The 23,832-nt window shown below is 68.6% G+C and carries 19 protein-coding genes; 7 read left to right on the forward strand and 12 right to left on the reverse strand.

Features of this window, described 5'->3' with window-relative positions; all coding sequences use genetic code 11:
* Positions 1-37: 37 nt before the first annotated feature.
* Together AB0D85_RS04985 and AB0D85_RS04990 are read right to left on the reverse strand one after the other, a co-directional pair.
* Entirely contained in the window at positions 38-244 is a 207-nt protein-coding gene (locus AB0D85_RS04985; protein ID WP_362313703.1) for a DUF397 domain-containing protein, read from the reverse strand.
* Positions 241-1,086 (reverse strand): helix-turn-helix transcriptional regulator, encoded by an 846-nt coding sequence (locus AB0D85_RS04990; protein ID WP_362313706.1) that lies wholly within the window; start codon positions 1,084-1,086, stop codon positions 241-243. The genes AB0D85_RS04985 and AB0D85_RS04990 overlap by 4 nt, the downstream gene beginning before the upstream one ends.
* Positions 1,087-1,211: 125 nt before the next feature.
* Between AB0D85_RS04990 and AB0D85_RS04995 the strand changes: the two genes are divergently transcribed.
* The 3 genes from AB0D85_RS04995 to AB0D85_RS05005 all read left to right on the forward strand — a co-directional run bounded on the left by AB0D85_RS04995 (position 1,212) and on the right by AB0D85_RS05005 (position 5,178).
* The gene (locus AB0D85_RS04995; RefSeq protein WP_362313709.1) at positions 1,212-1,649 is read left to right on the forward strand and encodes an ATP-binding protein; all 438 of its coding nucleotides are present in this window, start codon (positions 1,212-1,214) and stop codon (positions 1,647-1,649) included.
* A 398-nt stretch (positions 1,650-2,047) separates the two neighbouring features.
* Positions 2,048-2,938 carry a helix-turn-helix domain-containing protein gene (locus AB0D85_RS05000; RefSeq protein WP_362313712.1) on the forward strand — a complete coding sequence of 297 codons (891 nt, stop codon included), beginning with the start codon at positions 2,048-2,050 and terminating at the stop codon, positions 2,936-2,938.
* 122 nt (positions 2,939-3,060) lie between these two features.
* Positions 3,061-5,178, forward strand: coding sequence for a DUF262 domain-containing protein (locus AB0D85_RS05005; protein ID WP_362313715.1), 2,118 nt, complete (start codon positions 3,061-3,063; stop codon positions 5,176-5,178).
* 10 nt (positions 5,179-5,188) lie between these two features.
* Here AB0D85_RS05005 and AB0D85_RS05010 read toward each other — a convergent pair whose 3' ends face one another.
* The 5 genes from AB0D85_RS05010 to AB0D85_RS05030 all read right to left on the reverse strand — a co-directional run bounded on the left by AB0D85_RS05010 (position 5,189) and on the right by AB0D85_RS05030 (position 9,666).
* On the reverse strand, positions 5,189-6,346 hold the full coding sequence (locus AB0D85_RS05010; RefSeq protein ID WP_362313718.1) for a reverse transcriptase family protein: 1,158 nt from the start codon (positions 6,344-6,346) through the stop codon (positions 5,189-5,191).
* A 529-nt stretch (positions 6,347-6,875) separates the two neighbouring features.
* Positions 6,876-7,352 (reverse strand): hypothetical protein, encoded by a 477-nt coding sequence (locus tag AB0D85_RS05015; RefSeq protein ID WP_362313721.1) that lies wholly within the window; start codon positions 7,350-7,352, stop codon positions 6,876-6,878.
* The gene (locus AB0D85_RS05020) at positions 7,352-7,804 is read right to left on the reverse strand and encodes a type II toxin-antitoxin system antitoxin SocA domain-containing protein (protein ID WP_362313724.1); all 453 of its coding nucleotides are present in this window, start codon (positions 7,802-7,804) and stop codon (positions 7,352-7,354) included. Before AB0D85_RS05020 ends, AB0D85_RS05015 begins: the two co-directional genes overlap by 1 nt.
* A gap of 105 nt (positions 7,805-7,909) precedes the next feature.
* Positions 7,910-9,073 carry a hypothetical protein gene (locus AB0D85_RS05025; protein WP_362313727.1) on the reverse strand — a complete coding sequence of 388 codons (1,164 nt, stop codon included), beginning with the start codon at positions 9,071-9,073 and terminating at the stop codon, positions 7,910-7,912.
* Positions 9,070-9,666 carry a DUF4365 domain-containing protein gene (locus AB0D85_RS05030; RefSeq protein WP_362313729.1) on the reverse strand — a complete coding sequence of 199 codons (597 nt, stop codon included), beginning with the start codon at positions 9,664-9,666 and terminating at the stop codon, positions 9,070-9,072. The genes AB0D85_RS05025 and AB0D85_RS05030 overlap by 4 nt, the downstream gene beginning before the upstream one ends.
* A gap of 132 nt (positions 9,667-9,798) precedes the next feature.
* Here AB0D85_RS05030 and drmA point away from each other — a divergent pair, with 132 nt between their 5' ends.
* Genes drmA through drmC form a run of 3 tightly spaced genes read left to right on the forward strand, consistent with a single transcriptional unit; the run spans position 9,799 to position 15,961 of the window.
* On the forward strand, positions 9,799-13,347 hold the full coding sequence (gene drmA / locus AB0D85_RS05035; protein WP_362313732.1) for a DISARM system helicase DrmA: 3,549 nt from the start codon (positions 9,799-9,801) through the stop codon (positions 13,345-13,347).
* On the forward strand, positions 13,344-15,215 hold the full coding sequence (locus AB0D85_RS05040) for a DUF1998 domain-containing protein (protein ID WP_362313735.1): 1,872 nt from the start codon (positions 13,344-13,346) through the stop codon (positions 15,213-15,215). Before drmA ends, AB0D85_RS05040 begins: the two co-directional genes overlap by 4 nt.
* Positions 15,212-15,961, forward strand: coding sequence for a DISARM system phospholipase D-like protein DrmC (gene drmC, locus AB0D85_RS05045; RefSeq protein ID WP_362313738.1), 750 nt, complete (start codon positions 15,212-15,214; stop codon positions 15,959-15,961). The genes AB0D85_RS05040 and drmC overlap by 4 nt, the downstream gene beginning before the upstream one ends.
* A gap of 47 nt (positions 15,962-16,008) precedes the next feature.
* Here the strand turns inward: drmC and AB0D85_RS05050 are convergent, their stop codons facing one another.
* The 4 genes from AB0D85_RS05050 to AB0D85_RS05065 form a co-directional block, all read right to left on the reverse strand.
* Entirely contained in the window at positions 16,009-17,028 is a 1,020-nt protein-coding gene (locus AB0D85_RS05050) for a TolB-like translocation protein (protein WP_362313741.1), read from the reverse strand.
* Positions 17,025-18,287 (reverse strand): MFS transporter, encoded by a 1,263-nt coding sequence (locus AB0D85_RS05055; protein ID WP_362313744.1) that lies wholly within the window; start codon positions 18,285-18,287, stop codon positions 17,025-17,027. Before AB0D85_RS05055 ends, AB0D85_RS05050 begins: the two co-directional genes overlap by 4 nt.
* A gap of 43 nt (positions 18,288-18,330) precedes the next feature.
* Complete coding sequence (locus AB0D85_RS05060) at positions 18,331-19,203, reverse strand: alkaline phosphatase family protein (RefSeq protein WP_362315162.1); 873 nt, start codon at positions 19,201-19,203, stop codon at positions 18,331-18,333.
* Positions 19,204-19,369: 166 nt separating this feature from the next.
* Entirely contained in the window at positions 19,370-19,870 is a 501-nt protein-coding gene (locus AB0D85_RS05065; RefSeq protein ID WP_362315164.1) for a pyridoxamine 5'-phosphate oxidase family protein, read from the reverse strand.
* Positions 19,871-20,014: 144 nt separating this feature from the next.
* On the opposite strand from AB0D85_RS05065, the gene AB0D85_RS05070 reads away from it, so the two are divergent.
* A complete protein-coding gene (locus tag AB0D85_RS05070) occupies positions 20,015-23,050 on the forward strand; it encodes a bifunctional [glutamine synthetase] adenylyltransferase/[glutamine synthetase]-adenylyl-L-tyrosine phosphorylase (protein WP_362313747.1) in 3,036 nt (1,011 codons plus the stop codon).
* Positions 23,051-23,126: 76 nt separating this feature from the next.
* Here the strand turns inward: AB0D85_RS05070 and AB0D85_RS05075 are convergent, their stop codons facing one another.
* Positions 23,127-23,738 (reverse strand): TetR/AcrR family transcriptional regulator C-terminal domain-containing protein, encoded by a 612-nt coding sequence (locus AB0D85_RS05075; protein ID WP_362313750.1) that lies wholly within the window; start codon positions 23,736-23,738, stop codon positions 23,127-23,129.
* Positions 23,739-23,832 lie beyond the last annotated feature (94 nt).

A 23,832-nucleotide genomic window follows, 5' to 3' on the forward strand; every position in this document is an offset into this window, starting at 1 on the left:
GATCAACCGATGGCGGCACGCGGGATGTTGAAGCGGATCAGCGCTTGGTCGCGTACGCCAGGAAGTCGGTCCACGGACCGGGCATGAACGCGAGCTGCGCCGCCTCACCGTCCTTCGAATCCCGGACATGGACGGTGCTGGGGGTAGCCGCGACCTCGACGCACTCGGGCCCTTCATTGCTGCTGTAGCTGCTCTTAGTCCAGGTCAGCGCGGTGTCGTTCCCGGCAGAGGGCTTGATAGTCATGTCTCTCCCAGCAGTTTTTCGATGAAGGCCAACGACTCACGAGGGGTGAGGGCCTGCGCGCGGATGATCCCATACTGGATCTCCAGGACCTGTACCTCGGGTGGTGCTGAGATCAGTCGATTGAAGCGCTGTACCTCTACATGCCCCACCGTGGTGCCCGACTTGAGCTTCAACAGCTGAAGCTGGCCCCCCATGCCCGCGTGATCATCCCGGTCTGTCGGCATTACCTGAAACTCTACGTTCCGCAACTGTCCTAGCTCCAGCAGCTGTTCAAGCTGTCGTCGCTGGACCATTGTGCCTCCGAGTGGGCGGCGCAGCGTCACCTCTTCCTGCACGAAACTGAAGATTGGCGCAGGCTGCTTCCCGAAGATCTCCTGGCGGGACATGCGCGCTGCCACCTGGCGCTCGATCGACTCCTCCGACAGTAGGGGACGCCTCATCCGGTACAGCGCCCGCGTGTACTCCTCTGTCTGCAGCAACCCATGCACGTTGTGGTTGCTGTAAGCCCCCAGCTCAACAGCCTCCCCCTCCAGCTTCGCCAGATCCCGAACCTTCTTCGGATACCGCGCCTCCTCCACGTCCCGCTTCATCGCGGAGATGATCCCGCCCGCCCCCAGAACCTCGTCCGCCTTGTCCAGGAACTCAGGGCTCGGCACCCGCCGCCCCCGCTCCACGGACGACACCTGCTCCTCGCTGTACCCGATCGCCGCGCCCAACTCGCCCTGCTTCAGACCGGCCCGCTCCCGCCACGCCTTGATCTGCCGACCGACCGTCTTCAGTACGGCCCCGGAGTCGCCGTCCCAACCGGCGCCATCCGTGCTCTCCCCCACCCTCTGGTCCATGCAGCCCGCCTCCGCAACAGACACGGGGTACGGGCCGTACAAGCACCGACCGGCACCCGGACAGTAACGCCGAGTCCCGGCGTCGTCACTGTTCAGCGTACGCACGGATGACCACGCTGAGTGACGTGAACCAGCAAATCACCCAAACCACCACCCCCATCCCCACCCATCAGTTCACGGTGCTGCTCTCGTCCACCCGCAGAGGTGCCCGACTCGCGCGGCTGCTCACCGTGCAGCAACTCGCCGACTGGGGGCGACCGTCCGATGCCGCAGCGCAGATCGTCGCGGAGCTCGCGGCGAATGCCGTCCTTCACGGCCACGTCACCGGACGTGACTTCCGTCTGACGCTCGCGCTTTCCGTCACCGGCACCCTCCGGATCGCCGTGACCGACACCCGGGGCGAACGCATCCCGCACGTCATCCGACGCGACAGCCCCGACGCCGAAACAGGCCGCGGACTCCTCCTCGTGGAGGCGTATTCCGACCGCTGGGGCACCGACGACGGACCCGCCCCCTGCAAGACGGTCTGGGCCGAACTCGACGACCTGGAACGCCCCCTCTGAGACCGCGTCCCACCGGGTCGTGCCCCTCGACGGTCCGGCGGCCCCCGCCGCCAAAAGAAGAAAGAACCAGGGAAAGAACCAACCAAACCCGCCCCCGACCCCCGCCGCTCACCCGTACGAGTGATCAACGCCAACTCGGCTGGCGATCATGGAATTTGGTGAGGCAGGGTCGGCCGAGACACACCACGTGCAGTCGCACTGTCACACAGTCGCGCGACCGTACGACAACACCCACACATGCGACGGCCCCCGCCGGGACGGCAATCCCAGAGCGAGGGCCTGACCACCGAGGAAGTAGGAGCTTCCCGATGGCTGAGCAGCACTTTAGCGCGCCCACACGCGCAAAGTTCGCCCGTTCCCGCCGTTCACCCCACCGCTCCCGGAACGGAGTTGGTCACGTGGCCGCACGCCACCCCGAGCAGTTCACCGTGGTCGGAAACCACCTCGCCCAGCACCCTGAAATGTCCCTGACCGCGATCGGCCTCGCCACCCACATCCAGTCGCTGCCCGAAGGCACCCCGGTCGGCATCAAGGCCCTCGCCGCGAAGTTCCCCGAGGGCGAGACGCGTATCGCCGCCGCCCTGCGCGAACTGGAAGTGCACGGCTATCTGGCCCGAATCAAGGAACGTACGCCGTCCGGTCACATCGTGACCCGCACCATCTCCTACAACAATCCCCGCCTCAACCCCGCCGTCTCGGGGCAGTCCGCCTCGCCGCCAGGCCCCCGCCGCGAACCGGCGCCCGAGCCCGAGGAGCCCGAACCAGCCGCGCCCGCAGCCGAGACGCACGCCGTAACCGCGCCGCAGCCACTCGCCGCCGAGCGCATCAGCTCGGCCGAAGTACAGCATCCGAGCCCCACGGCCCGCTCGGAGCCCCATCACGCCCCGCTCCCGACACCCCGAATCCCCGTCCACGCCTCGCCGTACGAGCACGCAGCCACCGCCCTGCTGGCCGCCCTCCGCGCCGACGACCCCCGCCTCCTCCTTTCGGCCCGCGACATCCACCGCCTCACACCCGCCCTCTGCGCCTGGCTGGAACGCGCCGTCGACCCCGCAGCCGTACGACGCGCCTTGACCGCATCTCTGCCGCAGAACCTGGGCAACCCGGCCGGGCTTCTGGCCCACCGCCTGACCGAACTGCTCCCGCCACCGCTGCCTGCGGCGACCGTCGGACTCACGCCACCGCCGCGCCCGGCCCCGTTCCAGACCTGCGACGGCTGCGAGCGAGCCTTCCGCGCCACCGAGCCGGGCCTCTGCCGCGACTGCACCCCACTCCTCACCGCCGCGTAGCGCAGGCACGCCCACTTCCGGATCCTTCCCGACGACCTTTGACTCCCAGTGTCAGTGCGGCGCCTTAGGCTGACTGCGGTCGGTGACGGAGGGGGAACGGGGAGCATGGAGGGGGAGCGGGGATGAAGGCGTCGGAGACCATCCTGGCGGATTTGATGCAGGGGAGGGCCCAGCAGTTCCAGATTCCGCTGTACCAGCGCACCTACACCTGGGTGGGAAAGGAAAAGGGCAGCGGGCGGGACAAGGCGGGCGAGCGCCGGCACCTGGTTCAGCTCTGGGACGACATCCTGGAGCAGGCCCGGATGCTCCAGGAAGGGAGGCCGGGGACAACGCACTTTCTGGGCTCGATCGTGCTCGCGCCCTCGCCGGACACGGAAGCCGCCTTCCCCAGGCACATCGTCGTGGACGGACAGCAGCGCCTGACGACGTTGACGCTCGCCCTGGCCGCGATACGTGACCACCTGGAGGAGCGTGACCCCGAGGCCGCCGAGCGCATCAACGAGGACTACCTGATCAACAAGCGGCGCAAGGGCGACGAGTACTTTCGGCTGCTGCCCACCCAGGCCGACCGCCCGGCCTACGGCGAGTGCGTCCGCTCCTCGCACGCCGGCGGCGACGACCTGGTCAGCCGCGCGTACCGGTTCTTCCGCGGCAGACTCGAAGCGGCCGAGGACCCTGCCGATCCGTACGACATCGGATGCATCGAGCAGGCCATCACCACCCGGCTCACCCTGGTGTCCGTCAGCGTGGACAAGGAGGACAACGTCCACCGGATCTTCGAGTCGCTCAACAACACGGGGGAGAAGCTCAGCCAGGCCGACCTGCTGCGCAACAACCTCTTCATGCGCCTGCCCAAGCGTGCCGAGGAGGTCTACGAGGCGTACTGGCTGCCCATGCAGGAGATTCTCCGCAAGAAGACGGACGATCTTGAACACCTGATGTGGCTCCAGCTCGTTCTGGGCGGTGATGATCGAGTCCGGCGCCAGGATCTGTACGCGGCCCAGCTCGCCCGGTTCGACTTCGACGGCAGCCAGGAGCCCGAGATCGAGACGTACATCAAGGAGTTGTACCGGCGCGCCCACCACCTCAGGACCGTCCTCGAACCGGACCGGGAGCAGGATCCCGAGGTGCGGGCATGCCTGGAGCGCCTCGTGGAGTGGGAGGCGCGGCCCGCCCACCCGGTGGTGATGCTGATGCTCGACCTTCGCGAGAAGCGATCCATGGACAGTGCCGACGTCGTCCGCGCGCTGACCTATCTGGAGAGCTTTCTGGTACGCCGGATGATCTGCGGCGTACACACGAACAGCCTCGTGCGCATTTTCCAGGCGGTCCCGGCACAGATGCCGGTCGGTGTCGCGCCGGCCGACGGGCTACGGCAGGTGCTCTCGGCGGACCAGCGTTTCTGGGCCGACGACGAGGAACTGCGCGACCACATTCGGCGCACCCCGTTCTACCGGCCGAGCAGCCATCGTCAGTTCGTCCTGCGACGGCTGGAAGAGGCGCACGGCCATCCGGAGCCGGTGGACTTCGCCAAGGCGAATCTGACCATCGAGCACGTGATGCCACAGACTGTGGGGGAGGAATGGCTGGAAGTCCTCGCCGAGGAATGCGATCAGGACGAGACACCGGCCGAACTGCACGCCCGACTGCTGCACACCCTCGGCAACCTCACCCTCACCGCGGTGAACTCGTCCCTGTCCAACCGCCCCTTCGAGCGCAAGCAGGAAATCCTGCGGGTCAGCGGCCTGGAGATGAACCGGCGGATAGCCGCGACCGAGCGCTGGGGTGCAGCCGAGATCCATGCCCGAGCCGATGAACTCGCGGACCTCGCGATCCAGTTGTGGCCCGGACCCCTGGCCGGCGTGCGCAGGGTGGAGCGCGGTCGGGACTGGGGTCAGCTGCACCAGGTCCTGGCCATGATGAAGGACGGCACCTGGACCACATACGGAGCCCTCGCCGCACTCATCGGCTCCAGCGCGCAAGCGGTCGGCACCCATCTGCTCAACACGTCTGGTGTGCCCAACCCACACCGTGTGCTGAACGTGGAAGGCCGCATCGCGGAGGGCTTCCGCTGGGCGGACGGCAGGGACGCGGACGACGCCCGCGAGCTGCTGCGCTCCGAGGGCGTCAGGTTCATGCCGTCCGGTGCGGCCGACCCTGCGCAGCGGCTGCTGGCGGACGACCTTGTTCTGCTCCTGGACGGTGAGGAACCGTCCGGATCAGCGGCGCACGAAGGGTGAACCCACGCTGTCAACCGGCTTCGGCGACCGGCTCCGATGTCGGCGGCAGCAGCCGTCCCTGCGCGGCGAGAACCTCGCGCCAGCGGTCGTTGACTGGCCGAGCCCAGTCAGGGTCCGTGCCGAGTGCGTACGCGAGCAGACCGTCGACGTGATTCACGAGTCCGTCCATCGAGGCGAAGCCACGATGCTCCTGATGGGCCCGAAGTCCGAACCTCTCGATCCCCCGCAGGTGGGTGAGCACTCGTGATCTGAACTCCGAGCTCATACGGAGGGCGTCACCATCGACGAGTAGACCGAGGACCGCCTTGCGGGCCCCAGGCGGGACGATCCGTGTCTTGCGGCTGTTGATCCTGAAGCCGTAGGCCGTCACAACGTGACTGAACTCCCTCAACCTGGCGACAGCGTCAGGACGGGAGAACTCGTCGCCCGACGAGAACACCATGTCGTCGGAGTAGCGGGTGTAGACCATGCCGTATCCGGACGCGATACGCGACAGGCGCTCGTCCAACGGGCGGACCATCAGATTGGCGAGCGCACCGCTCGTAGGAGCACCCTGCGGTAGATAGCCGCCCGTGCCGCACTGGTAGGCCGTGATCTTGGGATAGCGGTCCTGGCGCATGGGCTCCAGCTCGTGCCGCCGGTCGTCCCAGGTGCAGAGCCGAGCCAACTCGAACGCGGCCAGCGGCTGGTACCCGGCGCGTTTGAACACGCCGTGCACGTCACGCTCGCCGATCGAGCCGAAGAAGTCCTTGAGGTCGAGCTTGATCAGCCATCGGGCGCCCAGATGGCGTCCGGCGCAACCGGCGACGGATCGCCCGCGAACGTAGGCGAAGGCATTGCCGTGAACCGGTAGCCGGTCCAGGACGCTGTGCAGGATCCACTTCTGGGCCGCCATGAGGTCAGGATCCGGAGCAAGGAGCTTCCGCGGTTCACCGCTCTCCCCACGCGGTTTCTGCAGCGCTGTGTAACTAGTGCGCCGACGTGTGACCGTGTTTCGCAACGGCCAGTACGGAACACCGGTCAGGTGTGCGAGGTGCCCAAGGGAGAGGATCGGTGGCAGACCGTGTTGCCGTATCGCCTCGGCCTGGCTCAGGGCCCGCTCGGCGGCAAGGCGCGGACGGGGCGCGGGGACATCACGCAGATAGAGATGTGGGGAGGCGTTGACCATCTACCTTTGTTCCCCCGACGTACCACCCAAGCCTGGGCGCGGAGGATGAATCCTGGGCGGTGCCCACGGCACCGCCCGAGCATCCAGGCGACCAGCAGGTCGCCCGGCCGGGCCGACCCCGACGGGACCGGCAGTACTAGATGTCAACGCCCCTCCCTGAGGGAGAGAGGGTAGTAGGGCTGATCACTGCCGAGCAACCCGCGGGCGAGGCACGATCCGCACGAACACGGCTGTGGGCGGCGGGAGTTGGCCGAATTTCGGCGCGCTTTCCAGTGGGCCGGTCCGCCGAGCTGCACGCGTCCGGCGTCCGTCAGATGGTGCCGTGACGTGAGCAGTCCGAGAACCTGAGCCTGCGCCAGAGCGTCCGAGAGGCGGTTCGGGCTCAGTCCTGTGGCAGCGGCCAGTCGTTGATTGTCACGTATTCCCTGAGCGACGGCACGAAGCACCGTGCACAATTCCGCAGGAGTGACTGCCTCCTGGGCGTCCGGCTCTGACACGGGTTGGCTCTCCTTGCCGAGGCGCGTGCCGGTCAGGTGTGCTTCAGGCTCGACGGATACACCTCGTGCTTCGGGTCCCACCACAGGACATGGAACACATTGCCCTCTAAGAACCCGTACAAGCGCTGGGTACCGGTGAACCGAAAGCGTTGGATCCTGGTCATACCGTCGTGCCCGAGATCGGACAACCGAGCCAGTGCTTCCTTGCAGAGGCCGCTCGGCAGCTCGTACTCCGTGAAGCGGCCGGGCTGGGTGCGTAGATCGTTCAGTGTCATGGTCTCGAAGTCGGCGAGCTTGCGCAGGACGTCGCCGAGTGTCGCGGTGTCCATGCGGTCGAAACTCCACCGACCCTCGTGGTCGACGTGCGTGAACCGCCAGCAGACCCGCTCGTTGGAGCCGCTCGAACCGGGCAGGAGCGAGGCCGGATCACCGGTCCGCTTGCTGTCCCTGGAGACGCCGGCCTGCGGAACCGCCACCTTCTTCTTGGCTTTTCCTCCCCCCTTTGCCATCAGCCCTCGCGATCGATCAGCGCGTTGAAGAAGTCCGAGATCTCCAGATCGAGGAGTTCCTCGTTGCTCCGCTCCAGATGCTGGGCCCCCGCGCGCTCACGGGCATGAACCCATGGGCCCTCCCGATGGGTCATTGACGACAGCTCATGGGCGGAGAAGACGCCCATGCTCTCCAGCACGATGTCCACGGACTCTCGTTCGTCGTCGTCCAGGGCCGTGGCGTCACCCTCGACATCGCCCCTCTTGAGCTGGAAGCGACCGCGGTGCTTCGCATGGAGGGCAGGAGCCACCGGACCGTTCGCCCAGGCCTCGAACCGCTCCGGGAACAGCTGCCGCTCCTCCCACGCCAGGTGGTAGCCGTAGGCGAAGTAGCAGAGCTTCTGCAGCTTCATGGCGGTCATCGGTCCGGCTTTCGCCAGGATGTAGGCGGCTACGTCCTGAACAGTCGCCATGGTCACTCCCCTCTGATTCCCCGTGCGGGAGGAATCCCCCCAGTGGCTTTCACAATAACGAATCGGTATGACAGTCGGGCACGCTGAGTAATCGCGGGCTCTTGCTCACTCCGGCGAATGGATCACGGTGAATGTGCTGACCGGTTCGAGCCGCGCTGCGTTGCCACGCATCACCAGATCACCCTTGACTCCCACTTCGAATCCCTGGTCATGGGCGAAGGCAGCTCGCGAGTAGGCCTCCTGGTCCAGGACCATGCGCAGGCGACGAGGGCGCCGCTCGTCCTCGACGTAGCCGGAGACGGTGACCTCACCAGGACCCTCGGGCAGCTCGCGATGGAGGCGGACGACCGTCCCGCGCACATATACGTTGCGCTGGCCCAGCCGGGCCCTCAGATCCTTCGCGCCCTCGGCCAGCACCGGCAACAGCCTCGTGGGCAGTTCGATCGGCGGGGTGCTCCCCTCCAGGGGCAGATCGGGTGACCAGTCGAACTTGAACGAGTAGCCGCGCCCCTCCTCGCCGCCGATCCTGACCAGGGCCTCGCACAGATTGGCCGAGAGGCCGTGCAGGGTGAACAGGTCGAAGTCCGAGAGCGAGTCGTCACGTACGGCGGTCAGCGCGGCCCGCTGGGCGAGTTTCACTCCTGCGTACAGGCGCCGGGACACCAGGCGCTCGAACGGCTCGGGGCCGGAGGGCGGACCGTCGAGCGACAGCTGGGTGATCGGTGGCGCGGAGAGCGGTGTGTGCGCGGCGATGACGTAGCTGCCGACCCGTGTCTGGTCCAACCGTACCGAGCTGATGTAGTCCTTCACCCGCTGCGGCTTCTGAGCCGGTTGTACGGGCTGTGGCTCGGGAGCCGCAGCGGTCGCAGCGGCTGAGACCAGCAGGTCACGTAGGCCGGCGAGGGCCGGTACCAGATCCACGAGCGGGGCGGTGCCGGACGGCCCCGGGGGAGTCAGCCGCAGGTACTGCCAGTCGGCGGACGGCAGTGTCATCTCCCGCAGCACGTCGCCGGGGCGCCGGGCCTCGACTGCGGAGAGAGTTTCCAGCACGTCGGCGACGCGGGCGGGATAGTCGCGCAGCTGGCGCGCCAGCGGCACCGTCACCTCGTACGGCGGTTCCGGGTCGTCGTCGGGGACGGGCAGTACCCAAAGCTGCCCGCGCCCGAAATTCTCGGCCGCGACCCACCCTCGGCCGCGAAGGTAACGCAGCACGTCACTGGGATCCAGGGCCGCAGCCCGGTCGAACTCCGCGTCCGTGATGGCGCTCATGACTCCACCAGCATGTCCCGGAACCTCCGGTCGAAGAGGTTGTGCAGGGCGGGCACCGTCAGCAGGTTCTGCTTGGGGACGGGCACAGTGTAAGTACCGTCCAGGCGCCGGTCAGGGCCCAGTGGCGCGAGGTCGTGAAAACACGTCCAGTAGACGGCATGCCGCATCAGCAGATGGTCGGGGGTGACCTCGACCCACTGGTGGACGTCCTTGGGGACGACGACGAGGAAGAGGAAGCGCGGTTCGAACCAGTCCTGGCCCGCCAGATTGTTGAAGTTGTGCACCCGGAGCGGATAGCGCCACTCGTTCTCGTTGCCGGCGGGCGTCGACCAGCTCTTGACCTGGGCGACGATCTTCGGATGGCGTCTGGTGCCGGCCCGGCCGGGATACGTGAACTCCCAGTCGATGCCCAGTCGGTCGCGCGAGGGCTTCGTCGAGACGTCCAGATTGGCGGCGATGGCGAGCGACTGGACCAACTGCTCGCCGAAGTCGCCTTGGTGGCCACGGTCTCCCATGGGCAGCTGCCCCAGGTAGGGACCAGCCGGGGGCGCGCCGTGCTGCTGCGGGATACTGCCGGCTAATCCCTCAGTCATGTGCTCCCCGCATCTCCCCGTACCCGACTGATGGCACAGGGTAGCGAGTGGTGATCGCTGCGGGAAGTGGGGGGTCACGTTCAGTACCAAGAGCCGTGCCCACTGTCAGTGCCCGCGGTTAGGGTGACGATCGTGAGCGAGCAGAGCAACTCCACGAACCCGCCGGGCGCCGGTGACCAGCCGGTCCTCGTCGTTCCCGAGCCCCAGGACATCCGGGCGGAACTGGAGCGCCTCGTCGTCACCGACCTGCTCGGGCCGATCGGCGGGGAGGACGAGGAGCTGTCGGGCAGCCCCACCGACCACTACATCATTGGGCGTCTCGCTCCTGGCGGAGCCCAGATCGAGCCGGAGGAGTTCGACGAGGGGCACCTGGCCGAGGTCCCCGACGGCGAGGAAGGCGATCGGGAGCCCGACGCGCCCAGTGTCTCCAGTCTCCAACCGTCCGCGACCGGCTTTACGGCGCGGGTCGACGGAACTCTGGAGGAACTGCGCGTGCGCTGCTCCTGGGCCCGGTACAAGGCGGGTGCCTCGTCCGACCCGGCGCGGACCAGGACAGTGTGGCGGCGTTCTGCCTTTTCCGGGCAGGTGACAGTCAAACTGCTGGAAGGAACTCTCGAAGCGCAGTCCGTGCTGGACGATTTTCCGGGCATCGTGGTCCGGGGCCGGGTACGGCGCTTCGACGGTGACTGGCTCGTCTCATTGTTCCTCGTCAACGGGCAGGAGGACACGCCCGGTTCGGCGAACTGGCTGTTCCAGACGGAGATGACGGTTCACGGGGCCCCGGGTACCGCGCCGTTCAGACCGCGTCGCGAAACCGCCGTACGCGGCGGTGACTCTGCTGATCGTGGCGAGCAGAGCGCGCTCGCGATGACGTACCGCTTCCACCCGGAGTTCGCCGTGGGCCACGGCACAGGTGTACACGCCGTGGCCGATCCGGCTGATCCGCTGCGTGCTGTTGAGATTTCCACCGCCGCCGCACCTTCGTACGAGGTGCCGTTCACCGACGTACCGCACCCCGACACCGAGGGGGATGAGGATCTCGCCGAACTGCGCGACCTGGTGGTCGACATGAAGGAACTCGCCGCGTTCGAGCCTGGTCGGCTCCAGGCCGCGCTGCGACCTCTGGTCGACGGCTACCGAGCTTGGATCGCCCGGACGAAGCAGCAGATCGGATCTCCTGAGGCCCGATTGGAAGCGTACGAAGAGGAAGCCCGCACCAACCTGCGACGAGCGGGCGAAGCGGCGGACCGGATCGAGGCGGGCATCAACCTGCTCGTCCCGGGCCCGGCGCTGGACGCCTTCCGCTTCGCCAACCGCGCCATGCACCTCCAGCGCATCCACACGATCGCCGCGGCGCGCCGCCGCCGCGAACCGGACCTCGGACTGGATGCCGCGGTTCAGGACGCCGACCAGCCGGCGAACCGCAGTTGGCGCCCCTTTCAGCTGGCGTTCCTCCTGCTCAACCTCCCGTCCCTCGCCGACCCGGACCATGACGAACGGGCGGACGACAACCGGGCGTTGGCCGACCTGCTGTGGTTCCCCACCGGTGGCGGCAAGACGGAGGCGTACCTCGGCCTCACCGCTTTCACGCTCGCGATACGGCGCCGGATGCCGGACCTTGGTGGCCTTGACGCAGTGAACGGCGTCGCGGTCCTGATGCGCTACACCCTGCGCCTGTTGACCATCCAGCAGTTTCAGCGAGCCGCAGCCCTCATCTGCGCCTGCGAGACGATCCGCAGAGAGGATCCGGGCACGTGGGGCCTGGTGCCATTCCGGATCGGACTGTGGGTCGGTGGCGGAGTCACCCCCAACCGCACCGACCAGTCGGACGAATGGCTCAAGAACCGACGCAGTTCGAAGGGGCGCGCTCCCCGGGGAGCCAAGGGCTCCCCGCACCAGCTCACCAGCTGCCCTTGGTGCGGGACCCAACTCGACCCGGGCCGCGATATCACCGTCGACACGACTCTGCGCCGCACACGCATCACGTGCCCGGATCCCTTCGAATGTCCCTTCGGCGGCTTCGCCCTCGACACCGACGATCCGGGGCTGCCCGTGCTCGTCGTGGACGAGGAGATCTACCGGCTGCTTCCGGCGTTGGTCATCGCCACCGTCGACAAGTTCGCCCAACTTCCCTGGAAGGGCGAGACCCAAGCTCTCTTCGGTCAAGTGGCCCGTCGTTGCACGCGCCACGGCTATGTCACGGCAGACGCGGTGGACAGCGAATGGGAGCGCCCCAGCCACCCGCCGCACGGGAACCATCCCGCGGCCCGCACGGAGGACGCTCCACGTGTCAGGCCGCCGGATTTGATCGTGCAGGACGAGCTCCACCTGATCTCCGGTCCGCTCGGTTCGCTCGTCGGTCTCTATGAGGCGGCCGTGGACCGGCTCGCCACCTGGGACATCGCTCCCGGGCGGGCAGTGCGACCCAAGGTGATCGCCTCCACCGCGACCGTCCGCCGGGCCGACCGCCAGATCCATGACCTGTTCAACCGCCGCACCGCGGTGTTCCCGCCGCCCGGCCTGGAGGCACGCGACAACTTCTTCGCACGTCAACGGCCCACGACCAGGCGCCCTGGGCGTCGCTACGTCGGTATCTGCGCCCAGGGCGTACGCACCAAGTCGGTTTTCATCAGGGTCTATGTTGCGCAGCTCGCCGCGGCGCAACTGCTCCACGACAAGTACGGACAGAACGAGATCACCGACCCCTACATGACTCTCGTCGGCTACTTCAACAGCCTGCGAGATCTCGGCGGAATGCGCCGCCTGGTTGAAGACGATGTCTCGACCCGTCTCACCCGTGTCGAACAGCGCGGTCTTGCAGTGCGGTTCCTGGGCGAGCCTGCGGAGCTCACCTCGCGCATGTCGTCGGGGGCGATCCCGGGCATCCTGGAGAAGCTGGAACTGCCCTTCGGTAAGCGGAAGAAGGGGGCGCCACGCCCCATCGACGTTCTGCTCGCCACCAACATGATCGCCGTTGGTGTGGACGTGTCGCGGCTCGGCGTGATGGTCGTCGCCAACCAGCCCAAGTCGACCGCCGAATACATCCAGGCGACCAGTCGTGTCGGGCGCCGCAGTCCCGGCCTCGTGTTCACGGTGCTCAACTGGGCCCGCCCGCGAGACCTTTCTCACTACGAGACGTTCGAGTCCTTCCACGCGTCGATCTACCAACACGTCGAAGCCCTTTCTGTGACGCCCTTCGCGGAGCGAGCCGTCGACCGGGGGCTGACCGGTGTACTCGCGGCGCTGGTACGTGACTTGAAGCAGGAATACAACGCGAACCGGGGAGCCCAGTTCTTCGACACCCGCGGAGAACTTGCCGATCATGTCGTCCGATTCCTCCAGCGGAGGGCGGAAGCGGTCACCGCCGATCGGCGCGTAGGCAATGACGTTCTCAACCGGCTGGCGTCCCGGCTCGACTACTGGGAGCGCAAACGCAAGTCGCCTGGTGCTGTGCTCGGCTATCGCAGACCCCGACGGCAAGGGGATGTCACACCGCTGCTCAAGGAACCTGATGGCACCCGTTGGCAGCTCATGACATGCCCTACCTCGCTCCGCGAGGTCGAGCCGGCCATCCGGCTGATCTTCCACAACGACGGATCCGCTTATCCGGCCGACGAGCCGCCCTTCTTGCCTCAGCCTGAGCGCGACGACCCGTCCCAGAACAACTCGGAGAACCAGTGAGCAGCCCCGCACCCGCACCCACGTCGCTGCGTGTCGGCGAGCTGCGTCCCAGCCAGCTGTTGCACACCTATGGAGTCGGCTCGGTCGCCGACCTGCCGAACCTGTCCGTCATGGTGCTCGGTCTCGACCGCTGGGAGCTGGGCAACGCGACGACCCTTCAGGAGGACCGGCTGCTGGCCGCCGTGCGCCGTCGCCTCGGTGCGCAGGTCACCACCTTGCGCACCCCGCCCTACACGCCCGAGACGACGGAGGTGTTCGGAGACTGGACCCGGGTCGGCGTTCCAGTGGGGCTCTTTCCGCGCTGGCTGCGTTGTTCCCGTGAGCAGTGCAATCAACTCGCGCCCGCCGACTCGGGGCTCTTCGACCTTGTCCCGGGCTTCTATCGTCCGGAGGAGACCCGTTTCGTCCACGGCTGCTTCGGCAACAAGGGGGGCAGGCCGACTGCGGTGCCCGCCCGCTTCCTGACTGCCTGCCCGGCCGGCCACATGGACGACTTCCCCTGGATGTATTTCGTCCACCGTGGGCAGGAGCATCCGTCCGACTGCACACTCACCTTGGTCGAACGCGGCACCACCGGCGAGGCCGCGAACATCTTCGTGCAGTGCACCTGTGAGGTCGACGGGCGGCCGAGGAGCCGCTCCATGGCCGAAGCCATGGGGGTCCGCGGTGAGCAGGAGTTGCCCGCCTGCCGTGGTCATCACCCTCACTTGAGCAGCTTCGAGTCGTGCGGCGAGCGCCTTCGCACTATCGTCCTCGGCGCCACCAACAGCTGGTTCGCAGCGCAGCTGAGGGTTTTCAGCCTGCCCCGGGCAGAGGAACCCCTCGCCCAGGCCGTTCGCGAATACTGGCAGTTGCTCGAGCCTCTCGCTGCCGTTCCCGCCGAGGCGGCCAGAGTGCTGCTCCCCACCCAGACATCCTGGCCCGAGCTGGAACCGTACGGTGTCGAAGCGGTCTGGCAGGAGATCACCCGAGAAGCCCAGCGACGCGCTGCGGAACACGCTCCGACCCCATCGGGGGCCGGCGAGGACTTCGACCTGGCCACACCGGAGTGGGAGGCCTTCACATCGCCGCATCAATACGACCTTCCGGACTTCACCACGGCACATGAGCGTGTCCCGCAGAGGGCCACTGACTGGCTTGACCGGGTCGTACTGGTGCATCGGCTGCGCGAGGTCGCCGCACTCACGGGCTTCACCCGCATCGACGCCCCTGAGTGGATGCCGCAGGACGATTCGGCTGAACAGGCCGCGCCCCTCTCGGCTGAGCCGCCGACCTGGGTTCCCTGCGCCGAGCTGCGGGGCGAGGGAGTATTCCTCAAGTTTCGCGAAGACCGCCTGGCGCAGTGGGAGGCCCAACCAGAAGTCAAGGTCCGTGAGGCTCTGCTCAAGACGGCATACAACGGCTGGTGCGCGGCGCGCGGCGTAGAACCCCACTGGCCTGGTGTCCGCTACGTGCTACTGCACTCCTTCGCGCACGCCCTCATCCGGGAGTTCGCACTCGAATGCGGCTACGGTGCGTCTGGCATCGGCGAGCGGATCTACGCCCGCTCCGGGCAGAACCCTATGTCCGGCATCCTGCTGTACACGGCAGCTCCGGACAGCGAGGGCACTCTCGGGGGCCTGGTCTCACTCGGTCGCCGTGACAGGCTCGGCGCCTCCATCGAACAGGCCCTCGCTGCGTCACGGCTGTGCAGCTCCGACCCCATGTGTGCTGAACACAACCCGATGGATCACAACACACTTCATGGAGCTGCCTGTCACGCCTGTCTGTTCGCCGCCGAGACGTCGTGCGAGCGAGGCAACCATCTGCTGGACCGGGCGCTGTTGGTGGAAACACTCACTGGCAATCGCGGAGCCTTCTTCGGATGACCGACCGGCTACCGCGGTTGCTGGCTGAACTGGGACGACGTATACCCCCTGAGCAGCTCAGTGTATGGACGGAGGTATTGAGATCGGCGAGAGCGCCGTCCGCTGACTTGACCCGCAGGATCATCCAGGTTCTCCCGGCTGCCGGAGTGAGTATTCAGGCCGAGGCTCTCGGTGAGGTGTGGAAAGCGGAGTCGCCGACAACTCCTGGCTATGCGCTGGCCCTTGCCCTGGAGACTGCCGCCGAGCAGTACGAGCAGTGCCGTTCGGAGAGGGAGACGCAACTTGTTGTGAGCGGTCCTGTGAGCCCTGCGGTTCCCACCCGGCTTACCAGCAGCGTGGTGATTGACGTGATACAGGCGGCTGAGGAGGCACTTCTTGTCGTCAGCTTCGCGGCCTACGGGGTCGTCGAGGTCGTCCGGGAGCTGCGGACCGCAGCGCGGCGGGGAGTGCGGATCGACCTGTTGCTGGAACAGAACACGTCAGCGGCCGATGCCTTCGCCTCACTTGCAGGAGATGTTCATATTTGGAGGCGGCCTTCAGCCGCTGGGTCCGGAAGGTTGCACGCGAAATTGATTGCTGCCGACCGTCACACGGCTGTCGTGGGCAGCGCGAACCTGACGGACCGTGGGCTTACCGACAACATTGAGGTCGGCGTGGCGTTGCGAGACGGTGTACTCGTTGGTCGGCTCGTAGATCATTTCCGATCGCTCATGGACCCCGTTCTTGGACCGCTGTACCCGGATTGATTCACTATTTCTTGTTTCTCAAGTCGTTGTCGGCTTGCACCTGGAGATCACTTGAGGAACGCGGCGGATACACCCGACGTGAGCAAGCGGTGAGGAACGCCAGAGCCATTTGCGGGTACCTCGTACAGGTCCGCCCCGTAGTCGCCCGGCAGCGCGTAGACGACCGTGTGCGTGTCCTTCCACACCGCCTGGTCGTCCACGCTCCGGGGCTCCGCCAACGGGGTCTCGCGCATCGTCTTGAGGTTCAGGACGTACAGGCGCCATGGGGCGTCCTTGGGGAGGCCCTTCACCCGCTTCTTGTAGGCGATGCGTGTGCCGTCGGGGGAGAGGGACGGGCATTCGACGTTGGGGTGGAGGGTGGTGACCGTGCGGGTGCGGAGGTTGCCCCGGATCAGGTAGGTCGAGCCCTTCGTCGCCAGCGTCGCGTAGAAGGTGGTGTCGTCCGAAGCGAACGTCACGCCCCAGAAGTTGACGTCCGCCGCGTGGTAGGTGCGGCCGTCCTTGACGATGCGGAACTCCTCCAGGGACGGGGTCAACGCGCCCGTCCGCGTGTCCACGATCGCCGTGCGGGTGGAGAAGTTCGTGCCCGCGTAGGAGTCGCCTCCGACGAACGCCGTCCAGGCCGCGTAGTGGCCGGACGGGGAGACCCGGGCGCGGGACGGGATGCCCGGGACGTCGTAGTGGGCCCGTTCCTTCAGGTGCGCGTCCAGGATCAGCGCGCGGTAGGTGTCCGAGACCGGGCCGTGGACGGCCTGGAGGCAGACTCCCGTGCCCGCGGCGGCGTAGAAGCGCAGGCATTTCACGCCGGAGGCGGTGCGCGGGCCGGAGGGGGCCGACACCGGGGTCGTCGTCAGTTCGTCGCGGTGCGGGCCCCACGCCATGTTGCGGAAGATCATGCGGCCCGGGGTCGTCAACGTCACCGTTCCCGGTGTGATCCTCGGGCCGCCCGCCTGGGTGTGGTCGCGGCGCTCGGCCCGCGCCGACGCGTGCAGCACGGAGGCCAGGGCTATCGCCGCCAGGACCGCCAGCGCGGAGGCGAGGATCAGGATGCGGGACCTCAGGGTCATACGGCGGCCTTCCGGAAGGGGCGCAGGGACAGGGCGTACCCGGCGCATACGGCGAGAGCGGCCGTGGACAGCAGCAGCGCCGTACGGTCGCCCCACAGCGTCCACGCCGCCCCGAACGCCAGTGAGCAGGCGAAACGTGCCCCCGCCTGGCCCGTCTGGACCAGCGCCAGACCCGACGAGCGCAGCGCCTCGGGGACGCTGTCCGACGCGGCCGCCATCAGGACCCCGTCGGTCGCCGCGTAGAACGTGCCGTGCAGGGCCAGTACGGCGTAGGGCAGGGCCGTGCCGTGCCAGGACGTGAGCAGCAGCGCGTACGCCAGCAGCAGGGCTCCGTGGCCCGTCAGGAACACGCGCCAGCGGCCCCAGCGGTCCGCGAGGCGGCCCAGCGGCACGGCCAGCAGCAGGAACGCGGCCGCTGTGCCGAGGGGGAGGAGGGGGAACCAGCCGTCCGGGACGCCCAATCGCCGTTGCAGCAAGAGGTACACGAAGGAGTCGCTCACCGTCGCGAGGCCCAGGAGCAGGGCGCAGACGGTGATGCGGCGCAGGTCGCGGTCGGACAGGAGGCCCACGGCCGCGCGCAGCGTGGGGCGCGTGTCCGAAGCGGGTGCTGCGGGTGCTGCGGGTGGTTCGGATGGTGCGGGTGCTTCGGCGCGGCCGCCCGGTACGAACAGTGCCAGGACCAGGACCCCGACCACCGCCACGCAGAAACTGACCGTGAACACCGCGTCGTAGCCGTCCACCGTCGCCCGCAGGACGAGAAACGCGGCCAGGGGGCCGAGCAGGGCGCCCGCCGTGTCCATCGCGCGGTGGACGCCGAAGGCGCGGCCCCGGGTCTCCGGAGTGCTGGAGAGCGAGATCAGGGCGTCCCGGGGAGCGGTGCGCAGGCCCTTGCCCGTGCGGTCCGCCGCCAGGATCAGGCCGATGGGGGTGAGGGTGTGGGCGATCAGCAGCAGGGGTTTGCACAGGGCCGAGAGGGCGTAGCCCGCGCCCGCCACCCACTTGTGGCGGCCGCCGCCCCGGTCGGCGAGGTGGCCGCCCACCAGTCGTACGACGGCCGAGAAGCCGTTGTAGACGCCGTCGAGGAGGCCGAAGCCCAGCGGGGACAGGCCCAGGCCCGCCACCAGGTACAGCGGGAGGACCGCCGTGACCATCTCGGAGGAGACGTCCGTGATCAGGCTGACCGTGCCGAGGGCGAGGACGGTGGGGGCGATCGTGGAGCGGTACCGCCCGGCCGTCGTGGGCCGGGCGGTACCTTCCACGGACGCCGTCGGAGTGCTCGCGCGGCTGTCCGCTACGTACACGTCAGGACGTCCAGATCCCGGTGATGTCGGAGGAGGACGCCGCGTTGCCCGCGTGCGTGGTCAGGCCCTGGCTGTCCTCCAGGGTGCGCAGCAGGTCGTAGTGGTCGTAGGTCGTGGAGGAGGACGAGCCCGCGGTGACCGGCTGGCCGTAGAGGACCGTCGGGATGCGGTTGCCGGCGAGGCGGTTGTCCTCGTCCATGGTGACGACCAGCAGGCTGTTGTGGGTCTTGGCCCAGGTCGCGTACGCGCCCAGGTTGTTCTTCAGCCAGGTGTCACCGGTGGACACCGAGCAGTCGTGCATGTCGCTGCACAGGTTGGGGGTCACGAAGGACAGCTGGGGGAGGGTGGAGTAGTCGGTCGGGAACTGGGCGAACGTTTTTGCGCTGGACGTCGGTACGTTGCTGAAGCCGAACCACGGGTTGTGCTTCTGCGCGTAGTTGCCGCTGCTGCACGTGGTCGAGCCCTGGCTGGGCAGGGTCTCGTTGTAGCTGGCCCAGGTGCGGCCGGCGGCGAGCTGCTCGGAGGCGATGTTGGCGGCCGAGGAGAAGCCGGGGGTGACGCAGCTGTCGTCGGTGACGCCCTGGGTGGAGCCGGAGAACAGGGCGTAGTAGTTGGGCTGGCTGGGGTGGGTCTCGGCGTACATCTGCGTCAGGTTGGCGCCGCCGGAGACCAGCGAGTTGATGTACGGGGCGCTGGAGGAGCCGATGACCTGACTGTAGGCGTGGTTCTCGAAGACCACGACGATCACGTGGTCCGGGGCCGGTACGGCACTCGCGGCGTGCGCGGACGTGCCGCCGAGCCCGGTCCACAGGCCGACCGCGGCCGCGGTGAAGGCGGTGGCGGACGCGACCGCCGTACGGGTACGGCGGAGCATCCCGGAACGTGCGGAACTGCCGGACACATCAACCTCCGGTAGTGGGGTAGGGAGGGACTGGTGACGGTGCGGACAGAGCATGGACACGCCAATTATCCCCCGATCCACCGCACCCGACCCGGCGGATGAAGAGCGGATGAACTGCTCCCGCTTCTTCGCGGGTGACCTACTCCCACTTCGTCTGGCTGAACGGCTCCCCCTTGCCGAAGCCGAGGACCTTGCGCGGCCGCACCGCGAAGACCAGGGCGCGTCCCGGTCCGTGGTGGAAGCAGCCGTCCGCCACCTCGTAGCGCCAGAACGGGCCGTACTTCGCCTCCCAGGCCGCCGCCAGCTCGCGCAGCCGGTCGTCGTCGGTGACGCGTACGGCCTCGCCCTCGACGGTCACGTCGTACCCCTGGGTCCAGCTGTTGGTGCCGGTCGTCAGGACGACGTGCGGGTTCCCGGCGAGGTTGCGCGCCTTGCGCTCGCCGGGGCCGGTGCCGAAGTGCAGCGCGCCGTCGTGCCACACCGCGAGCAGCGGGGTGACGTGCGGGCGCCCGTCCGGCCGTACCGTCGAGATCCAGAACAGCTCGGAATCCGTCAGTACCTTCTCCGCCTCGGACCAGTCGTGCGCCGAGGTGCCCTCGCTGCTGTAGCGGGTGTCCAGCATGCCCTTGGGTTCATGCATCATGCCTCCCGTGGCCGTCCCATGGCCCTTTGCCCGTACTGACCACGATCCCGCGTGAAACTCATCGGCGCCCGTGACAGCCTCTGCGGTTAGGCTCTGGCGTGGACGACCTTGATCCGACTCTCGATCCGAGGGAGGCCGCGGATGACGCCGGGGCGCAGGAGCAGTACCTTCACGCGACTGCTGCGGCACGGCTTCACCGATGCCTCGGCCGCCGAGCGGCTCCTCGACAGCGCCGAGCTGGCCGCCGTACGTGACGACCCGTTCCTCCTGGAGGCACTCGGTGCCACCGCCGACCCGGATCTCGCCCTGCACGGGCTGGTACGGCTCCTGGAGGCCCAGCCCGGCCACACCGCCCGCCACGAGCTGCTGGACACCCTGATAGCGGCCAAGCCGCTGCGGGACCGTCTGCTCGGTGTCCTCGGCGCCTCCGCCGCCCTCGCCGACCACCTCGCCCGGCATCCGCGCGACTGGGAGGCCCTGGTCACCTACGAGCCCCGGGACCTGCACCCCGGGGTCGCGGAGTTCGAACGCGGTCTCGCCGAGGCCACCGACCCGGTCTCCCTCCGGGTCGCCTACCGGCGCTGCCTGCTGTCCATCGCCGCCCGGGACGTGTGCGGCACGACGGACGTCGCCGAGACCGCCGCCGAGCTCGCCGACCTGGCCACCGCCACCCTGCGCGCCGCCCTCGCCCTCGCCGAGACCGCCGCGCCCGAGGACGCCGCCGTCTGCCGGCTCGCGGTGATCGCCATGGGCAAGTGCGGCGGCCACGAGCTGAACTACGTCTCCGACGTCGACGTCATCTTCGTCGGCGAGACCCTGGGGGCACCCCCAGGCCCTTCAGGCACTGGGGGAGCAGCCGACGAGCAGAAGGCGATGAGGTCCGCGACCAGGCTGGCCTCGCACATGATGCGGATCTGCTCCGAGACGACCGTGGAGGGGTCGATCTGGCCGGTCGACGCCAACCTCCGCCCCGAGGGCCGCAACGGGCCCCTGGTCCGCACCCTCAGCAGCCATCTCGCCTACTACCAGCGCTGGGCCAAGACCTGGGAGTTCCAGGCCCTGCTCAAGGCCCGCCCGGTCGCCGGCGACCTCGCGCTGGGAGCGCAGTACATCGACGCGCTCGAACCGCTGGTCTGGAAGGCCGCCGAGCGCGAGAACTTCGTCCCCGACGTGCAGAAGATGCGCCGGCGGGTGGTGGAGAACATCCCCGCCGCCGAGATCGAGCGCGAGCTCAAGCTCGGCCCCGGCGGTCTGCGCGACGTCGAATTCGCCGTCCAGCTGCTGCAGTTGGTGCACGGCCGGGCCGATGCCTCGCTGCGTTCCGGGACCACCCTGGACGCCCTCCAGGCGCTCGCCGCCGGCGGATACGTCGGCCGCGCCGACGCCCTCCAGCTCGACGACGCCTACCGCTTCCTGCGCTCCATGGAGCACCGCATCCAGCTCTACCGGCTGCGCCGCACCCACCTGGTCCCCGAGGGCGAGGCCGACCTGCGCCGCCTCGGCCGTTCGCTGGGCCTGCGCACCGACCCGGTGACCGAGCTGCTCCGCGAGTGGAAGCGGCACTCGGGTGTCGTACGACGTCTGCACGAGAAGCTCTTCTACCGGCCGCTGCTCGACGCCGTCGCCCAACTCGCGCCCGGCGAATCCAGGTTGAGCGCCGAGGCGGCCCGGGAACGGCTCGAGGCCCTCGGCTACACCGACCCGGCCGCCGCGCTGCGCCACCTGGAGGCCCTCGCCTCCGGCGTCACCCGCAAGGCCGCGATCCAACGCACCCTGCTGCCCGTCCTGTTGGGCTGGTTCGCCGACTCCGCCGACCCGGACGCGGGTCTGCTGAACTTCCGCAAGGTGTCCGACGCCCTGGGCAAGACCCCCTGGTACCTACGGCTGTTGCGGGACGAGGGTGCCGCCGCCGAGAACCTCGCGCGCGTGCTGTCCGCCGGACGCCTCGCCCCCGACCTGCTGATGCGCGCCCCGGAGGCGGTGGCCCTGCTGGGCGACAGCGACGGGGGCGGGCCCGGCGGGGGCCTGGAGCCGCGCGGCCGCGCCCATCTGGAGCAGGAGATCCTCGCCGCCGTCGGCCGCGCCGAGAACGCCGAGGACGGGGTACGGGCGGCGCGCGGCGTGCGCCGCCGCGAGCTGTTCCGTACGGCCGCCGCCGACATCGTCGACTCCTACGGCACCGAGACCAAGCCCGCCGAGGCCGACCAGGGCGCCCTGGTCGACCGGGTCGGCGCCGCGGTCTCCGACCTCACGGCGGCGACCCTCGCCGGCACGCTGCGCGCGGTCGTCCGCGACGGCTGGGGCAACACCCTGCCGACCCGGTTCGCGATGATCGGCATGGGCCGGTTCGGGGGGCACGAGCTGGGCTACGGCTCCGACGCGGACGTCGTCTTCGTGCACGAGCCCCAGGAGGGTGTGGACGAGCGGGAGGCCGCCGACGCCGCCAACAAGGTGGTCGCCGAGATGCGCCGGCTGCTCCAGGTCCCCAGCGCCGACCCGCCGCTGCTCATCGACGCCGACCTGCGGCCCGAGGGCAAGTCCGGGCCGCTGGTGCGCACGCTGAAGTCCTACGAGGCGTACTACCGGCGCTGGTCGCTGGTGTGGGAGTCGCAGGCCCTGTTGCGCGCCGAACCGGTTGCCGGGGACGAGGAGTTGGGGCGCCGGTTCGTCGAGCTGATCGATCCGCTGCGGTATCCGGCGGAGGGGCTCGGGGACGAGGCGGTGCGCGAGATCCGGCGGCTGAAGGCACGGATGGAGTCGGAGCGGCTGCCGCGCGGGGCCGACCCGAAGCTGCACACGAAGCTCGGGCCGGGCGGGCTGTCCGACGTGGAGTGGACCGTGCAGCTGCTGCAGCTGCGGCACGGGTGGGCCGAGCCGGGGCTGCGGACCACCCGGACGCGGGAGGCGCTGGCCGCGGCGTGTGCGGCGGGGCTGCTGGGGGCCGAGGAGGCCGGGACACTGGACGAGGCGTGGGTGCTGGCCACGCGGGTGCGCAACGCCGTGATGCTGGTGCGGGGGCGGGGCGGCGACACGTTTCCTTCGGAGAGCCGGGAGTTGGCTGCGGTCGGGCGGTATCTGGGGTACGGGGACGGGCATGCCGGGGACATGCTCGATGCGTATCGGCGGACTGCGCGGAGGGCCCGGGCGGTTGTGGAGGAGCTCTTCTACGGGGCGTAGGGGGTTGGATCCGGGGGCGTTCCGTTGTGTTTCGGGTGCGGGTGGTTCGTGGTTGCTCGCGCAGTTCCCCGCGCCCCTAAAGGGGCGCTGCAAGCAACGCCCTCGCGTGGTTCATCAGGCCCGTCAGGCCCAGCTCGAAGGCTCGGTCCGCTCTGCCTTCGGCCGCTGCCGTCAGGGCCTGGGCCAGGTGCGGGGTCGGTGTCTCCGTCGTCAGTTCCCACATCGTCTCCGGGGCCGCCAGGTCCAGTGCCGAGCCGAGGACCAGGTTCTCCAGGGCGATCAGCAGCGGCATCATGTCCGCCGGGGCGAAGCCCGCGTCCAGGAGCACCGTGACCGCGCGCTCGTACTGCTCCAGGACCCGGGGCGCCCGGACCGGTGAGGTCATCAGGAGCGGGATCGCCCGCGGGTGGGCGGCGAACGCGGCCCGGTAGGAGCGGGCCCAGGACTCCACGGCGGTGTCCCAGGGGGCCAGGTCCAGGGTCGCCGGATCGATCGCGGATGCGACCCGTTCGCGCAGCAGTTCGACGATGCCGTCCCGGCCGTCCACATGGTGGTACAGCGAGCCGGCCTGTGTGCCGAGCCGCTTCGCTATCTGCGGGACGCTGAAGTCGCCCTGTTCGTCCACGAGTTGCAGCGCCGTCGTGGTGATCCGCTCCCGGTCGAGGAGCGGGGTGCGCGGCCGTCCCATCTGTGTGTTCTCTCCTGAAGGTGTGAAACGGGTCTTCCCGGATGTCCAGGAGGAGGCTACATTGCCAAAACCGAAAGGCTTTAGATTTACGGGT

It is taken from the genome of Streptomyces sp. NPDC048277 (genome assembly GCF_040652235.1).
Classification (GTDB): Bacteria; Actinomycetota; Actinomycetes; order Streptomycetales; family Streptomycetaceae; genus Streptomyces.

Excerpts from the sequence above, each read along its gene's own strand:
- drmC (WP_362313738.1), top strand. The coding sequence starts at position 15,212 with ATGACCGACCGGCTACCGCGGTTGCTGGCTGAACTGGGACGACGTATA.
- AB0D85_RS05065 (WP_362315164.1), bottom strand. The coding sequence starts at position 19,870 with ATGCATGAACCCAAGGGCATGCTGGACACCCGCTACAGCAGCGAGGGC.
- AB0D85_RS05050 (WP_362313741.1), bottom strand. The coding sequence starts at position 17,028 with ATGACCCTGAGGTCCCGCATCCTGATCCTCGCCTCCGCGCTGGCGGTC.
- AB0D85_RS05020 (WP_362313724.1), bottom strand. The coding sequence starts at position 7,804 with ATGGCGACTGTTCAGGACGTAGCCGCCTACATCCTGGCGAAAGCCGGA.
- AB0D85_RS05010 (WP_362313718.1), bottom strand. The coding sequence starts at position 6,346 with ATGGTCAACGCCTCCCCACATCTCTATCTGCGTGATGTCCCCGCGCCC.
- AB0D85_RS04985 (WP_362313703.1), bottom strand. The coding sequence starts at position 244 with ATGACTATCAAGCCCTCTGCCGGGAACGACACCGCGCTGACCTGGACT.
- AB0D85_RS05070 (WP_362313747.1), top strand. The coding sequence starts at position 20,015 with ATGACGCCGGGGCGCAGGAGCAGTACCTTCACGCGACTGCTGCGGCAC.
- AB0D85_RS05025 (WP_362313727.1), bottom strand. The coding sequence starts at position 9,073 with ATGAGCGCCATCACGGACGCGGAGTTCGACCGGGCTGCGGCCCTGGAT.
- AB0D85_RS05075 (WP_362313750.1), bottom strand. The coding sequence starts at position 23,738 with ATGGGACGGCCGCGCACCCCGCTCCTCGACCGGGAGCGGATCACCACG.
- AB0D85_RS05005 (WP_362313715.1), top strand. The coding sequence starts at position 3,061 with ATGAAGGCGTCGGAGACCATCCTGGCGGATTTGATGCAGGGGAGGGCC.
- AB0D85_RS05030 (WP_362313729.1), bottom strand. The coding sequence starts at position 9,666 with ATGACTGAGGGATTAGCCGGCAGTATCCCGCAGCAGCACGGCGCGCCC.
- AB0D85_RS04990 (WP_362313706.1), bottom strand. The coding sequence starts at position 1,086 with ATGGACCAGAGGGTGGGGGAGAGCACGGATGGCGCCGGTTGGGACGGC.
- AB0D85_RS05060 (WP_362315162.1), bottom strand. The coding sequence starts at position 19,203 with ATGCTCCGCCGTACCCGTACGGCGGTCGCGTCCGCCACCGCCTTCACC.
- AB0D85_RS05015 (WP_362313721.1), bottom strand. The coding sequence starts at position 7,352 with ATGGCAAAGGGGGGAGGAAAAGCCAAGAAGAAGGTGGCGGTTCCGCAG.